Raw genomic sequence first — 14171 nt, 5'->3', positions numbered from 1 at the left:
AAAGTGAGTGAGAATTTAACCAATAAAGGGGCGTTTGCCCCTGTTAATTATTCTGCATTAATAGTTAAGGTAATGCCACTTGCATTACGATAACCTTTAATATCTATGTACCATAAACCTGCTTGGGGTGCAGAAACAGTACATGTTTCTGTGTTGCCATTTTTATAAGGGCGACACACATATTGTGTATTAGATGATGGCGCATCAAAATTTAAATACAAATCAGCATCGCCAGTTCCACCTGAAATAGCAACATTTAGCGAAGAATAGCCTGCAACTAAACGTTGTTCATAACGCTGCCAATCACCAGTATTTACGCTAATGTTATCTTCTACGCGATTGATAGGCTCTAAAGCACCAGCTTGCTCAAAACTACCTATCAAAGAAATATTGTTAATTGCGCTATATGCCTCAACCATTACATAGTAAGTTCCATCATCGCTTGTAGGAATATCACACCGTTCATTACTTGTGGCAGACGTACTTTTACAATCGAAATCGCTTAATGTTGGCGCCTGATTAAACTTAACGTATAAATCGGCATCGCCATTATCACCTGAGGTTTCAAAGCTTAAATTTTGCGCTCCTTTTGGTACATTCAATGTATAGATAAGCTGCTCTTTAGCAGTGGCATTGATACCAGAAATTGGCTCACCATTTACTAACTCATTATTACTTGGCGGTGTTACATCACCAGCATTCTTTGCCAATTCAGCTACAAAGCTTACAGCTAAGTTAGCAAATTTTATTGCATGATCAGCATCGAAATTACTGTCATTTTGTGTATGAATGAGTGGATTAATATCATTCATTTTTGATTCAAACGGCATAGAGGCAGCAAAGCCTTGTTGGTACCATGAAGCATGATCGGAGCAACCATAACCACATTGGTCAAAGCCATAACTAATTTGGGGTAAGTATGTGTCTATAAGCTGCGCTAAAAACTGGTTTTGAGCATTATTAGTGTAATCCGTCATCATAATAATATCTTCGATACTGCCGTTGTTGCCGGTCATATCAAATTGCACCATACCCACTACATTTTTACCCTGCGCACGATAACTACTGGCTATATCTTTAGAGCCTCTCAGACCTACTTCCTCTGCCGCAAATGCCATAATTTTAATGGTTTTTTGCGGCTTATAATTTGTTTCAACTATCGCTTTTAAAACTTCAGTTAACACTGCAATACCCGATGCGTTATCATCCGCGCCAGGAGAGCGTCCTTGTGCAGGATTCGCTTGGTTAATCGAATCTAAATGGCCTCCAATAACTACAAGCTCATCTGCATTTTCAGCACCGGCAATGGTTACAATGACGGATGATTGCGCCCAACTATGCTGATAACTTTCAATGGTTATATCACTTCGGGTAGTTGCAATTTGTTGCCAATAACTTTGCAACCATTGTGAAGCATCAACACCGGTTTGCGAGGTATAATAACGATTATTAAAGTTAGTCAGTGAATTTACTGTGCTTTGTAAGTTAATCGGACTTTGTGCATTAATTAAACTTTGTACCGTCTGCGCATTATCAATAGAATAATTGTAAGCTAATAATGCTTGGCTATTTTGAACGACCGCTAATTGTTTTGCGTAATCACTCGCTTCTTCAAACGAGCTATGAGCAACAAACCCACCACAACGATTGTAGTTATGATGCATAAACTCACTCAAATTATTTACCGCGTTACTGGGTACACTGAGTAAATCAACATCTGGTATAGGGCTTGATTTTCTGTGAGAAAAAGGTATTTTTTGTAAAAATGTACCTTGTTCATGTTGATAATGCTGGGCTGCAGTTGAATCAATAGTTACCCAAATATTGTCTGGATTTTCATTTGCTAAGCAATTAAAACTCATAGTTAAAGTAGTAATAACTGCTAGTTGTTTAAAGTAATTCATAAATATTCCTTATCATTTCACTTTTATTTTAAGCATTAAAAAAAGGGGCTAAGCCCCTTTTATAACTATGCCTAATTAGCAGTTATATTGAGTGTTACACCGCTTGCTATGCTGTAGCCTCTAAGATCAATGTACCAAGTACCCGATTGCGGGTTCTCAAATGTACACTCTTCATTGTTGCCATTTTTGTAAGGTCTACATAGATAAGAAGACGTACTTGAAGGCGAACCAAAGTTTACATAAAGATCAGCATCACCACTGCCACCATCAATACTAATATTTAAAGTGCTATACCCTGCGGATAAATCTTGAGTGAAACGACTCCAGTTATTAGTTGTCACATTAATATTAGACTCAGTTCTGTTGATAGGCGTTACCCCACCATTATCACCTGAGTAACTACCCGTTAATGATACGCCAGATATAGCATTCCATGCTTCAACCATTACATAATAAGTTCCCGCTTGTGCATTACTTATGTTACAGCTTTCTGTACTAGTAGATGTTGTGCTATTACAGTCGTAACTATTTAAGGTCGGTCGGCTGGCAAATTTAACGTATAAGTCTGCATCACCTGAACCGCCAGTAGTATTGAACTGAAGATTTGTCGCGCCAGCGGGAACATCTAAAGTAAAGAATAGTTGCTCTTTTTCAGCGCCACTGATACCCGTACGCGCTACCCCATTGGTTAATGCTTCATCGTCAGTCGGTGGTTGTGTTGTTGCACATTCACTACCTGAACTAAGATTTGAATTAACCCCAACGGCAGCTAAAGCAGCTTTAACATCATTTGGGTCATAATTTAAATCACAGGCTGCATCCATCACCCCGTTACCGGCTAAATCCCAGCCTACACCCGCACTCCAATATAGTTGGTTGGCACGAGCCATTACGATAAAGGCTTTTTGCGTATCCCAACCCGGCGTGGTTGCTAAATTATAAAATGCCTTATTATAAACCCCTGAACTATAATGCACGTCCATACCTGAATAATAGTTGCTTTGGTTATCTATTGAACGGCCATCTTGGGTAGGGTTATTCATGTAACGCAGCGCACCATTACCTTTAAAAATATCCTTACCAACTAGCCAATCGTTGCTGCCTTTCATATAAAATTCAGCAGCTTCACCAGCCATATCCGAAAATGCTTCATTTAATCCACCTGGTTTACCATTGTAAATCAAACCTGAATTTTGCTCAGTAAAGCCATGGCTAACTTCATGTGCAGATACATCTAAACTTACCAATGGATAAAACGTATTTTGGCCATCGCCAAAGGTCATTGCACTGCCATCCCAAAATGCATTTTCATAATTACTTGAATAATGAACGCGCATTTGCAACTGAAAACTCAAGGGCGCAGTACCTACCCAATCGTTATACATATTAAAAATCACATTACCAAAAAAATGAGCATCATTTAGCGGTGAATATGCGCCATTAATTTCTTTGACCGTATTCTCAGGACACGTAAATGAATGTGCGGAAGAGCCACTCGTTCCACCATTCAAATTAATAGTGCGAACATTTGCGTTATTCATGGTACAAGTATTACCCGATTGACTAACATCTAGACTGTCAAAATCAGTTCCATAAATATACTTGCCTGTCTTTAGATTTCCGCCAGGACCTGTTGCATTGGCATGTTGTAAGTTATCGTAACTAAGTAATACCTCACCAGTATTAGCATCAATGATCTGATATGGTCTTGATGGTGACTTGCCATAAGTAACATAAGACACCTCATAAACTAAATGCGCCTTATTCTGATCGTCAACCCAAATAGCGAGCCTTGATTGCTCGTTATGTTTTTTCAAGCCGACTGATTTTGCTGCAATGCCAGTTTTTGATCCTTTTAAAATCGCATCTTTTTTTGTCAACTTAGCTGAAACGTCTGCTAAATCTTCATCAATGTTGTAAACAGCGGCACCATGGGCTTTTTTAAGCATCCCATTGTTAAATGTTAGGCTGACTGTATCACCAATAACAGGAATGCCTTGATACGTTTGTTGGTAACGGCGTGTTACTTCTCCGTTATTGCTAGTAAACTCTTTTAATACAACTAATTCGTTCCCTACACTTAACCCAATCAACTGATTTGGACTTACTGATAGCAAGGAAGCAGAGTTTGATTGCACCATGTTATTAATTGTCGGTTGTTGATTTAGATATTTCTTATTCGCAGCTACTGCATTTGTTGCTTGAACCAAAGTTAAAGCAGCAAAAGTTGCTATTGTGATTTTAGATAAATTCACGTTTACGCTCCGTTAAAGTTTAAGTTTTTAGTATATTTGTATTAATCGGCACACCTTGTACCCGATTAGGGATCAGCATAGACCTCAAACTGCAATAACGAAAATTAAACATTTAATTTACAATTAAAGTATTAGTAATAATATTTAGTACTTTATTTACAGCTAGTTATAATTAATCGTATTTATAGCAAAAACAATATATAACATTATGTATACATATATTTACATTTTAAAAATTCAACGAGGGGATTAGTTTTATAAGTTAGACTAGTAAATATTCATCACTCAACGATGACTAAAAAGTCGCGTTCTTGCTGTAAAATTTAAACTAATGTGATTTGCAGTGAGTTAAACGGAATTTAAGCTGAGGGCTTAATTAAGTGAAGGAGGTTTTGTAATTACCTTTATACTCTGACAGGCAATCAGCTTTATTTAAGCCCATGTATCTAGATGAGGTTTGTCGTCATCTTCTTCAGCGGTGTTATTGCGCGATTTATTTTCGTCAAACGACAGCTTATGTTGTTTTTCTACCTCCCTTTTTCTTCGCTCTTCTAGCTCTACTTTTTTGGCACTGGCACTTTGTTGAACCCCTGCAATATGAAAAGCCCCTTTAGATTCAAGCGTCAAACGCGTAATAGGCCCTAAATAAGGGATCATTATATCCATGCATGCCTCCATTGAATTGAACGTAATTTAATCACTATAAAGCTGTTGATAAATAAAGCAATACTCTAATTATTATCGGCAGTTATAAGATATTCTTTAATTAAAGAATATTTTTCTTGCCATGATGTTAGTGAATGTGTTTTTATAAATGCGAAATTTATTAAACAAACAGCAGCTAAGCGTTAACATAGTAACTAATAGCTAAACAGGATATAAAAATGCTTAATTCACTGACAGTTGTACATCACCACCATCATTCATCGGAATAACCTGTCAGGTCTTTCGCTGAGAGGTTGTTCCTAAAAGGAAACCTCTGGCGAATCAACATACCAAGATTCATTTTCGCCCTGAGGTTTCCCTCGGGGTTTTTAGTTTTTAAATTAAAGGAAAATGAGTAATGAATAATAGTAATCGTCTTCGTATCGCCATTCAAAAAGGCGGCCGCCTATCTAAAGATTGTCAAGATCTGCTTAAGCAACTGGGTGTAAAGCTCAATCTTCGTGAGCAGCGCCTAATAGCACACTCAACCAACATGCCTATCGACGTTTTGCGTGTACGCGATGACGATATTCCTGGCTTAGTTATGGACGGTGTATGTGATTTAGGTATTGTTGGCGAAAACGTACTAGTAGAAGTACAAGCAGAAAGAGAACGCCAAGGTGTACCGAGTGAAGTAACAAAGCTTGCTAAACTTGACTTTGGTTACTGTCGTTTAGCACTCGCATGGCCACAAGAACTTGGTAAGCAAGACAAAAGCTGGTTTGAAGGCAAACGCATAGCAACCACTTACCCAGAAATTTTAAGCCAATACCTAAAACGCGAAGGCATCAACGCCAGTACAGTAATGTTAACAGGTTCAGTGGAAGTAGCACCACGAGCAGGACTTGCCGATGCTATTTGTGATTTAGTTTCTACAGGCGCAACGCTTGAAGCAAATGGCTTAATGCAGGGTGATACAATTTTAGAGTCAAATGCTTGTTTAATCCAAAACACTCAACTACAAGATCCTGAAAAATTAGCGCTCATCAATAAACTAATGCCTCGTTTACGTGGTGTAAAGCAAGCTAAAGAAAGCAAATACATTATGTTACACGCACCAAAAGACAAGCTTGATGAAATTTGTGAGATTTTACCTGGCGCTGGCCAACCTACATTATTGGCTCTTGCGGGTAATGATGAATATGTTGCCCTACACATGGTGAGCAGTGAAACCCTATTTTGGGAAACCATGGAACAACTTAAGGCCCTTGGTGCCAATTCTATTTTAGTTATGCCAATTGAAAAAATGATGGAGTAACAACAATGCTTCGTTGGAATGAGGAATCATCACAAGTTCAAGCAGCGGCGCTTATGCGCCCTGCTGTATCAGCGAGTGAAAAAGTAGAAAACATTTGCCAGACTATTTTGGCAAAAGTTAATGCGCAAGGCGATGCCGCTTTACTTGCATTAGCAAAAGAGTTCGATAATAGAGCCGAGCCGCGTTTACGTGTACCACTTGATGAAATTAATGCCGCTGAGAAAATGCTAAGCCCAGAGCTTAAGTATGCAATTGATACCGCTTATGCCAATGTGAAATGTTTTCACCAAGCGCAACTACCAAAAGATATCAAGTTATCGACTCAACCAGGTGTTGACTGTGAACTGAAATATCAAGCCATCGAAGCAGTCGGTATTTATGTACCAGGAGGGAGTGCCCCTCTTCCGTCATCGGTTATTATGCAAGGTGTATTGGCGCAGTTAAGCGGTGCAAAAACCGTGGTATTAACCACCCCAGTACAAGGTGATAAAGCAATTAACCCGGCTATTTTATATGCCGCTAAATTATGTGGTATCACCACAATTATTGAAAGCGGCGGTGCAGGCGCGATTGCTGCTATGGCCTATGGCACAGAGTCTGTTCCTAAAGTGAATAAGATTTTTGGTCCAGGTAACAGCTTTGTCACCATGGCAAAGCAATTAGTTGCACAAACGATTCCAGGTATGGCGATTGATATGCCAGCAGGGCCATCAGAAGTGTTAGTGATTGCAGATGAACGTGCAAACCCAGAGTTTATTGCTGCCGACTTACTCTCTCAAGCAGAACACGGGGCTGACTCACAAGTTATTTTATTATGTAACAGTGAAACCATTATTGAACAAACGCAAGATGCACTCACTCGTCAACTTGCCAACTTAAGCCGAAAAGACACTGCCGAACAGGCATTGGCTAATTCGTCACTTATTCTAGTTGATTCAGTAGCCCAAGCGTTTGACGTATCAGCGCAATATGGGCCAGAGCACTTAATATTACAGCTTGCCGATGCCACTCCTTATTTAGATAAAGTAAAGAATGCAGGCTCTGTATTTGTTGGCGATTACACCCCAGAGTCAGCGGGCGATTATGCCTCAGGCACTAATCACGTGTTACCCACTTATGGTTACAGTGCAACTTATTCTAGCTTGAATTTACTTGATTTTTTCCGTACTTACACAGTACAAACCATCAGTAAACGTGGCTTAACTGAGCTTTCAAAAGCTATTTTACCCTTAGCAGATGCAGAAGGCCTAGATGCCCACGCTAATGCGGTTTCAATTCGTTTAGAGGCAATAAAAAATGAGCAATGAGAGCGGCTTATTACCTGATAATATTGCAGCGCTTGCTGCGTATAGCTCAGCTAAAAGTGAAAAACTAACCGGCACAACCTGGCTTAATGCGAACGAAAGCCCGTATGCTAAAAACCTTGAAATAACAATTGAAGACTTGAATCGTTACCCCGATCCTCAGCCTCAATTGGTTATTGACCGCTACGCTGCCTATGCTGAGCTTGAAAACGAAAATGTATTAATGACTCGCGGCGCAGATGAAGGCATTGAATTATTAGTACGTACCTACTGTGAACCGTCAAAAGACAGCATTGCACTATTTTTACCAACATATGGTATGTACAAAGTAACGGCCGATACACACAACGTCGCAATCAATGGCCTAACACAAGCGCTTTTATTAAATGCCAGCGTGGATGAAATAGTTGCCGCTGTGGGTAGCTCAAAACTAGTGTTTATTTGTAATCCAAATAATCCAACTGGAAGCTTAACGCCGCTAGATAAAGTAAAAGCCATTGCCACTGCGCTTGCAGGTAAAGCATTAGTGATTGTTGATGAAGCCTATATAGAGTTTTGTCCAGAGCAAAGTGCAACACAACTTATAAACGAGTTCAGTAATATTGTTGTGCTTCGTACACTCTCAAAAGCGTTTGCACTTGCGGGTTTAAGAACAGGGTTTACTCTCGCTCAGGCCAGTGTATTAGCGCCTATTCGTAAAGTCATTGCACCGTATCCGGTATCGGGTGTGGTGGCCAGCATTGCAGCACAAGCCATTGCCCCTGATGCGATTACCTCAATGCGTCGCCAAGTGACGATTTTAAATAGCTTAAAGTTAAAGCTTATTGACTGGTTAAACGCCTCTCCTGCAGTATTAAAAATACTCACTGGTGAAGGCAACTTCGTTACTTTAAAATTAGCGAACAAGGATTACTTTAAACAAGCCCTCAAACAAGGCTTAGTAATGCGCGCCTTCACCTTATTTAATGAAGACGACTGGCTACGTATTTCAATTGGTAATGAACAAGAATTAGAACAAGTAAAAGTTTGGTTAGATGGCCTGCAATTGCCACAAACCGCAGCACAACAGGAAGTATCATGAGTAACCCCTATTTATTTATAGACCGCGATGGCACTATTATTGAAGAGCCAATCACCGATAAACAAGTCGACAGCCTTGAAAAACTAGCGTTTTTACCAGGTGTCATTCCTGCCTTATTGCAACTGCAAGCCGCAGGCTATCGCTTGGTGATGGTATCAAATCAAGATGGCTTGGGCACAGACAGCTTTCCAACTGCCGACTTTGACATTGCTCAAGACAAAATGATGGACATCTTACAAAGCCAAGGCATCAGCTTTGAGTCAGTATTAATTTGCCCACATTTTGATGAACAAAACTGTGATTGCCGTAAACCAAAAACAGGCTTACTCACTGAACTGATGCGCTCAGGCAAAGTTGATTTAGCACGTTCTTTTGTGATTGGCGATCGCCAAACCGATATTGGCCTTGCGCAAAACTTATGTTGTGAAGGTATTTTATATGATGGTAGCTGGCCTGCCATTGTCACTAAACTGACCACGGCAAACCGTGAAGGTCGCGTAACACGCAACACTAAAGAAACACAAATAGATGTAGCGGTTAACCTTGATCAAACGAAAAGTGGCAGCATTGAAACTGGCCTAGGTTTTTTTGATCACATGCTGGATCAAATTCGCACTCACGCCAATATTGGCTTAAATATTAAAGCCAAAGGCGATTTACACATAGACGAGCACCACCTTGTTGAAGACATTGGTATTGCATTAGGTGTTGCCCTTAAACAAGCGCTTGGCACCAAATCGCAAATTGCGCGTTATGGTTTTGCCTTGCCTATGGATGAATGTAAAGCCGAGGCACAAATTGATTTATCGGGTCGGGCATCATTTGTATTAAACGCCAACTTTAGCCGTGAAAAAGCCGGTGATTTAGACGTACAAATGGTTGAACACTTTTTTAAAAGTTTAAGTGATAACGCCGCAATTAGCCTTATTTTATCGGTAAGTGACGGCAACTGTCATCACCAGGTGGAAGGCTTATTTAAAGCGTTTTCTCGTGCTTTGCGTATGGCTATTGCACAAGATACCAGCCAACAAACAGCCAGCTCTAAGGGATGTTTATGATAGCGATAATTAATACCGGTTGCGCCAACATTAACTCCGTGCGGTTTGCATTTGAGCGTTTAGGGCAAACCCCTACGGTGATTACTTCGCCAGAACAATTAGAAGGCTATGAACGTGCTATTTTACCCGGTGTTGGTCATGCATCTGTTGCTATGAAGCGTTTAGTTGATAATGGTTGGCAGCAGGCCATTAACGAATATCAGCGCCCGCTAATGGGAATTTGCTTAGGGATGCAGTTACTGTGCGAAAGCACTGAAGAAGGTAACGTGCAATGCTTAGGTAAAATACCAGGCCAAGTAAAATCACTGGATGTAGGGAGTTTAACGTCACCGCATATGGGCTGGAATAACCTATCTGTTCAACAAGCGCACCCGTTAACTCAAGGTTTGCATGCAGACGATCAGGTTTATTATGTGCACAGTTTCGCCCATACCGTTAATAACGCCACACTAGTCAGCAGCGAATACGGGCAAACATTTTCTGCAATTGTAGCTAAAGACAATTATGCAGGCATGCAATTTCACCCTGAACGCAGCGCTAAAGTGGGCACGCGTTTATTACAAAATTTTATTGATTGGCAACTTTAGGTTGCTCTTCATGCTTTTAAAAGAGAAATACAGTGATTATTCCAGCATTAGATGTATTACAAAATCAAATTGTCCGCTTGTATCAAGGTAAATACGATACTGCACAGTTTTATCCCTTTGAGCTTGGTGCTCGCTTAAAAGAGTATGCCGACAGTGGTGCCACTAAATTACATTTAGTTGATTTAGAAGGTGCACGGGATCCAAGTAAAAAACAGTGGCAACATATTCAAGCAGCAACAAAATCGCTTAACGTACCTTACCAAGTAGGTGGCGGTATTCGTTCAGAGCAAGACGTGAGCGATTGGCTAAAAGCAGGTGCAAACCAAGTGGTTATTGGCTCAATGGCGGTTGAAAAGCGTGAGCAAGTAAAAGCTTGGATTGAACAATTTGGCGCTGAGCACTTTGTAATTGCCCTTGATGTTAATAAAACTGCGAACGGATGGGCACCTGCTACTCACGGTTGGCTAAGTGAATCTGAGTTTGGTTTACTTGAGCTTGTTGATTTTTACGCTGATCTGGGTGTTATTGACTTTTTATGCACGGACATCAGTAAAGATGGCACCATGACGGGCCCTTCTTTTGCGCTTTATGAAGATTTAATTAATCATAATGCAGATATTAAAGTGCAAGCCTCAGGTGGGGTAAGCTCGTTAGATGATATTAAAAAGCTCAATGAACTTGGTGTGGGCGGCGTAATTTTAGGTAAGTCTTTATTAGATGGCGCTTTTAGCGTAGAAGACGCGCTAAAATTAGGCTAAATACTAAAATTTAAAAAAGGCACAGGTGCAAACGTACCTGTGCCTTTTTTGTATAAAACTATCAGTTTATTTATCTTTACCCGGTAACATAGAGCCCAATACGCCATCTTGCTTTATTAAACCATGATAAAGTGCAGCGCTTACATGCATAAAAATAAACAGTAAAAATGCGTAAGCAATTAAACCATGTGCTTCACGATAAAATGCATAGGTCTCAATATTTTTACTGACTAAATCAGGTAAAGTAAATATACCAAAAAAGCTCACAGAACGTTCATCAGCACTTTGCATTAACCAGCCTGAAATTGGCATCAAAATCATAGACGCATATAAACCCACTTGGGTTAAATGTGCCGCTAAAGCCTGTGCTTTAGGCACACTTTGGGGTAATGCAGGGCTTTTATACAGTACTTTATTAATTAATCTTATCGTAACTAATATCAGTGCTAACACGCCAAACGATTTATGTAGTTGTATAGCTTCTACTTGCCATACGGCTAAACTTTGTACCATCGATAAACCAAGAAATAACATAGAAAGTATAATTAATGCCATTGCCCAGTGAATAAGCATACTAGACACTGAGTATTTTGTAATTGTGTTCATTGACTCGTTCCTGTGATTAATTATTTAAAAGTACTTCTTTAGCACGACGACGAAATGACTCTGCATAGGCAGCGCCACGGGCACGTAAAATAGGATCGGCACTTGGCTCAATACCTGTTGGTAAAACCAACGGATCAAAGTTCATGTTTTCACATACCCCACCCTCTTGTGCTTGCAAGCGTGATATTACTAACGTACCGGCATTTATGGTTTTACGCGATTGTGGCCATAAAACAGTTGGGTTGTTTTCATCATCTTCTTCGGTTGCAAAACTAAACAGCATATCAAACTTAACCGGAGCTTGAGCTACTTGGTCTTTAAGTTGTAGCTGCAATGCATCTGGTGAATCATTATTAAGAGGTTGGATGTTTTTATCACTTAATTGCGGTTTAGCTATCCAGCGTACGGCGTGCTTTTCATCATTTTTATCCACTAAATAAAACGCATTAATGCTGTGATACTGCTCAGTGGCAAAACTATTGGTTGGTGTATAGCTTGCCTTCCAGTTATTAAAAGCGGCACTTTCAGGGTGCGCTGCAAAAAACGCCTTAATTTTTTCTGGGCTACGCTTTTTAGTTACCGGATCGGGTGAAAGTGCTTGTAGTTGTTTAAAAAACGCATCTGGCGTAGCTACCGCCATAACCGGGGGCGTGTTCATTGCAACCCGCCATTCTTGGTTATCATCAGTAGTTATAGAAAACGCTAAACTACGCACAGGTGCTTTTAAATCAGGTGCAGTTGGATTATTACCCGCAATAGAAAAGCGACCTACAAAAGGGGTGGCCCCTAAATCAAATACCTTAGCTTGCGAATACTTAGCAAGTTCACCCGTTGACTCAAAAGAGCCAGCTAAACAAATACCTTTTGCATGTGCACGACGAAACCCCTCATGGGCATTATCGCCTTGCTGTAAATTAACAAAACGCTGTGCAGTTACTACGTCACGATTAAATGCGCCGGTAAAATATAAAATCGTTAAAGCAAATAAAGTGATTATTGCCATTAAGGTGATTTTTTTACTCATGGTAGGATTAGACCTCGTGTGATTATTTTTTAATGATTATGTTAGGAGTTATTCATAGTTAACATTACGTCTGTAAATAAATGGCTAACCATTACTGAGTGATGCCTTACGTTGAAGCGCTTTTATCAAGCGATACCAACATGACTTTTACAAGACCGCTGCTAAGCAATTAATATTTCAATTTAATTAATAAAAAATACAGTTTATGGTTTTAAATCTATAAACAACTTATGTTTACAGGCTTACACTTTTAAATAACTGATTGTTAATTATACTTAGGCCTATATGAGCAAGTACTAAGTTATAATTTTGGTGCTTTCTACACAATCAAACAAATTAATACAAAACCGTACAAGTAATAATAAACTGTTGAAATTAAAATGTTATTTATTGCTCATTAGCTAACGGCTGCTTCCATTCAAGTAGTCAGTAGTTAATACTTAATACATTGCATTTAAGGTAAATTTGAAAACAAACTCAATTGGCTATTTTATAATTTTTAATTGCTTAAAAATGCCAACAATTAACAACGCACTTTTTATTTAAGGTAAACCAGATGATCAAAACACCTTGTTTTACTCAATTTAATTTGATTAGTATCATGTTTCTACTTTTATTAGCCGGTTGCTCAGAAAGTGAAGTCAGCACGCAAAAACAAAACGAACCACGTGCGGTTAAACTAATAACCATAGGTGATGAGTCGCAATCAAAAACGCTCACCTACCCTGCCACTATCGACACTATAAATAGCTCAAAGCTTGCTTTTCAAGTTAGCGGAAAACTAGAAACGCTTAACGTTATTGCCGCACAAAATGTAAAAAAAGGCGATGTAATAGCCGTATTGGAACAACGAAACTTTATTAATGAGGTTAAGTCGAGCAAAATTCAGTTTGAAACCGCCGACAATGATTACCAACGTGGTTTAAAGCTCGCTAAAGATGGGGTTATTTCACAACGAGATATAGAGCAACTAAAATCTAAAAAAGAAGTAGCCGAATCACAATATGACTCAGCACAAAAAGCACTATCTGACAGTAAAATTATAGCGCCTTACGATGCCATTGTTGCTGAGGTGCCAGTAAAGCAGCTTGAAAACATAAGCGCGGGTCAACATGTTGTTACTTTATTTGGTAAAGGCGAAATGGAAGCGGTGGTAAATATTCCCGCTTCAATTGTGGCCACGGTTGACTCTAAGCAAAACAATGTAGCGTCAGTTATTTTACAAGATGTATCGACTCCCCCCATTCCAGCAACATTTAGACGTGCCAATTTAGAAGCTGACTCTGCGAGTCAAACTTATGAAGTGCGATTTGCATTTGCTGTACCAAATAACCTTAATATATTGCCAGGTATGAATGCCAGTTTAAAACTTACACGTGAAGCCAGCTCAGCATCCACTCGTTTATTAGTGCCAACCTTTGCTATTTTTGAACAAAATGGTGAACACTTTGTATGGACGGTTGACGCTCAAACTATGCAAGCTTCTAAAACTCCCGTTACCATTGAAAATGGCATTGGAGAACAACTCATTGTCACTGACGGTTTAAGTGCTGGCGATGTAATTGTTGGTGCAGGTGCAAACTATGTAACTGAGGGTATGAAAGTACGTCCTTGGACTAAAGCATAGGAGC

Annotated in this window: 12 protein-coding genes; 7 read left to right on the top strand and 5 right to left on the bottom strand. The window is 39.6% G+C overall.

The annotated features are described in order from the left end of the window. Positions 1–47: 47 nt before the first annotated feature. The 3 genes from ACNSN2_RS18440 to ACNSN2_RS18430 form a co-directional block, all read right to left on the bottom strand. Positions 48–1904, bottom strand: a complete 1857-nt coding sequence (locus ACNSN2_RS18440) for a M28 family metallopeptidase (protein WP_418609316.1) — start codon at positions 1902–1904, stop codon at positions 48–50. 71 nt (positions 1905–1975) lie between these two features. Beyond that, the gene (locus ACNSN2_RS18435; RefSeq protein WP_418609317.1) at positions 1976–4159 is read right to left on the bottom strand and encodes a M4 family metallopeptidase; all 2184 of its coding nucleotides are present in this window, start codon (positions 4157–4159) and stop codon (positions 1976–1978) included. Between the two features lie 432 nt (positions 4160–4591). Beyond that, positions 4592–4825, bottom strand: coding sequence for a hypothetical protein (locus ACNSN2_RS18430; RefSeq protein ID WP_109874968.1), 234 nt, complete (start codon positions 4823–4825; stop codon positions 4592–4594). Positions 4826–5222: 397 nt separating this feature from the next. Here ACNSN2_RS18430 and hisG point away from each other — a divergent pair, with 397 nt between their 5' ends. The 6 genes from hisG to ACNSN2_RS18400 are packed head-to-tail and all read left to right on the top strand — an operon-like array spanning position 5223 to position 10910. Beyond that, positions 5223–6122 (top strand): ATP phosphoribosyltransferase, encoded by a 900-nt coding sequence (gene hisG, locus ACNSN2_RS18425; RefSeq protein ID WP_076920229.1) that lies wholly within the window; start codon positions 5223–5225, stop codon positions 6120–6122. Between the two features lie 5 nt (positions 6123–6127). Next, on the top strand, positions 6128–7429 hold the full coding sequence (gene hisD / locus ACNSN2_RS18420) for a histidinol dehydrogenase (RefSeq protein WP_418609320.1): 1302 nt from the start codon (positions 6128–6130) through the stop codon (positions 7427–7429). Beyond that, positions 7419–8507 carry a histidinol-phosphate transaminase gene (gene hisC, locus ACNSN2_RS18415; RefSeq protein ID WP_418609322.1) on the top strand — a complete coding sequence of 363 codons (1089 nt, stop codon included), beginning with the start codon at positions 7419–7421 and terminating at the stop codon, positions 8505–8507. Before hisD ends, hisC begins: the two co-directional genes overlap by 11 nt. After that, positions 8504–9565, top strand: a complete 1062-nt coding sequence (hisB, locus tag ACNSN2_RS18410; RefSeq protein ID WP_418609324.1) for a bifunctional histidinol-phosphatase/imidazoleglycerol-phosphate dehydratase HisB — start codon at positions 8504–8506, stop codon at positions 9563–9565. The genes hisC and hisB overlap by 4 nt, the downstream gene beginning before the upstream one ends. Then, positions 9562–10152, top strand: a complete 591-nt coding sequence (gene hisH, locus ACNSN2_RS18405; protein WP_418609326.1) for an imidazole glycerol phosphate synthase subunit HisH — start codon at positions 9562–9564, stop codon at positions 10150–10152. The genes hisB and hisH overlap by 4 nt, the downstream gene beginning before the upstream one ends. 32 nt (positions 10153–10184) lie before the next feature. After that, on the top strand, positions 10185–10910 hold the full coding sequence (locus ACNSN2_RS18400) for a 1-(5-phosphoribosyl)-5-[(5-phosphoribosylamino)methylideneamino] imidazole-4-carboxamide isomerase (protein WP_418609328.1): 726 nt from the start codon (positions 10185–10187) through the stop codon (positions 10908–10910). A gap of 66 nt (positions 10911–10976) precedes the next feature. On the opposite strand, the gene ACNSN2_RS18395 is transcribed toward ACNSN2_RS18400, so the two are convergent. Further along, complete coding sequence (locus ACNSN2_RS18395; protein WP_418609330.1) at positions 10977–11516, bottom strand: cytochrome b; 540 nt, start codon at positions 11514–11516, stop codon at positions 10977–10979. 16 nt (positions 11517–11532) lie between these two features. Continuing rightward, complete coding sequence (locus tag ACNSN2_RS18390; RefSeq protein WP_418609332.1) at positions 11533–12540, bottom strand: catalase family peroxidase; 1008 nt, start codon at positions 12538–12540, stop codon at positions 11533–11535. A 556-nt stretch (positions 12541–13096) separates the two neighbouring features. Between ACNSN2_RS18390 and ACNSN2_RS18385 the strand changes: the two genes are divergently transcribed. Next, a complete protein-coding gene (locus ACNSN2_RS18385) occupies positions 13097–14167 on the top strand; it encodes an efflux RND transporter periplasmic adaptor subunit (protein WP_010388873.1) in 1071 nt (356 codons plus the stop codon). Positions 14168–14171: the final 4 nt, after the last annotated feature.

Source organism: Pseudoalteromonas sp. US3C1013, from assembly GCF_048401115.1.
GTDB classification, from domain to species: domain Bacteria; phylum Pseudomonadota; class Gammaproteobacteria; order Enterobacterales; family Alteromonadaceae; genus Pseudoalteromonas; species Pseudoalteromonas undina.
Note: the sequence above shows the minus strand (reverse complement) of the source record. Positions and strands in the feature narration are given on the sequence as shown.

Bases quoted from the DNA above. Each gene is read 5' to 3' on its own strand.
- ACNSN2_RS18440 (WP_418609316.1), bottom strand. From the start codon at position 1,904: ATGAATTACTTTAAACAACTAGCAGTTATTACTACTTTAACTATGAGT.
- ACNSN2_RS18430 (WP_109874968.1), bottom strand. From the start codon at position 4,825: ATGGATATAATGATCCCTTATTTAGGGCCTATTACGCGTTTGACGCTT.
- hisG (WP_076920229.1), top strand. From the start codon at position 5,223: ATGAATAATAGTAATCGTCTTCGTATCGCCATTCAAAAAGGCGGCCGC.
- hisD (WP_418609320.1), top strand. From the start codon at position 6,128: ATGCTTCGTTGGAATGAGGAATCATCACAAGTTCAAGCAGCGGCGCTT.
- hisC (WP_418609322.1), top strand. From the start codon at position 7,419: ATGAGCAATGAGAGCGGCTTATTACCTGATAATATTGCAGCGCTTGCT.
- hisB (WP_418609324.1), top strand. From the start codon at position 8,504: ATGAGTAACCCCTATTTATTTATAGACCGCGATGGCACTATTATTGAA.
- hisH (WP_418609326.1), top strand. From the start codon at position 9,562: ATGATAGCGATAATTAATACCGGTTGCGCCAACATTAACTCCGTGCGG.
- ACNSN2_RS18395 (WP_418609330.1), bottom strand. From the start codon at position 11,516: ATGAACACAATTACAAAATACTCAGTGTCTAGTATGCTTATTCACTGG.
- ACNSN2_RS18390 (WP_418609332.1), bottom strand. From the start codon at position 12,540: ATGAGTAAAAAAATCACCTTAATGGCAATAATCACTTTATTTGCTTTA.
- ACNSN2_RS18385 (WP_010388873.1), top strand. From the start codon at position 13,097: ATGATCAAAACACCTTGTTTTACTCAATTTAATTTGATTAGTATCATG.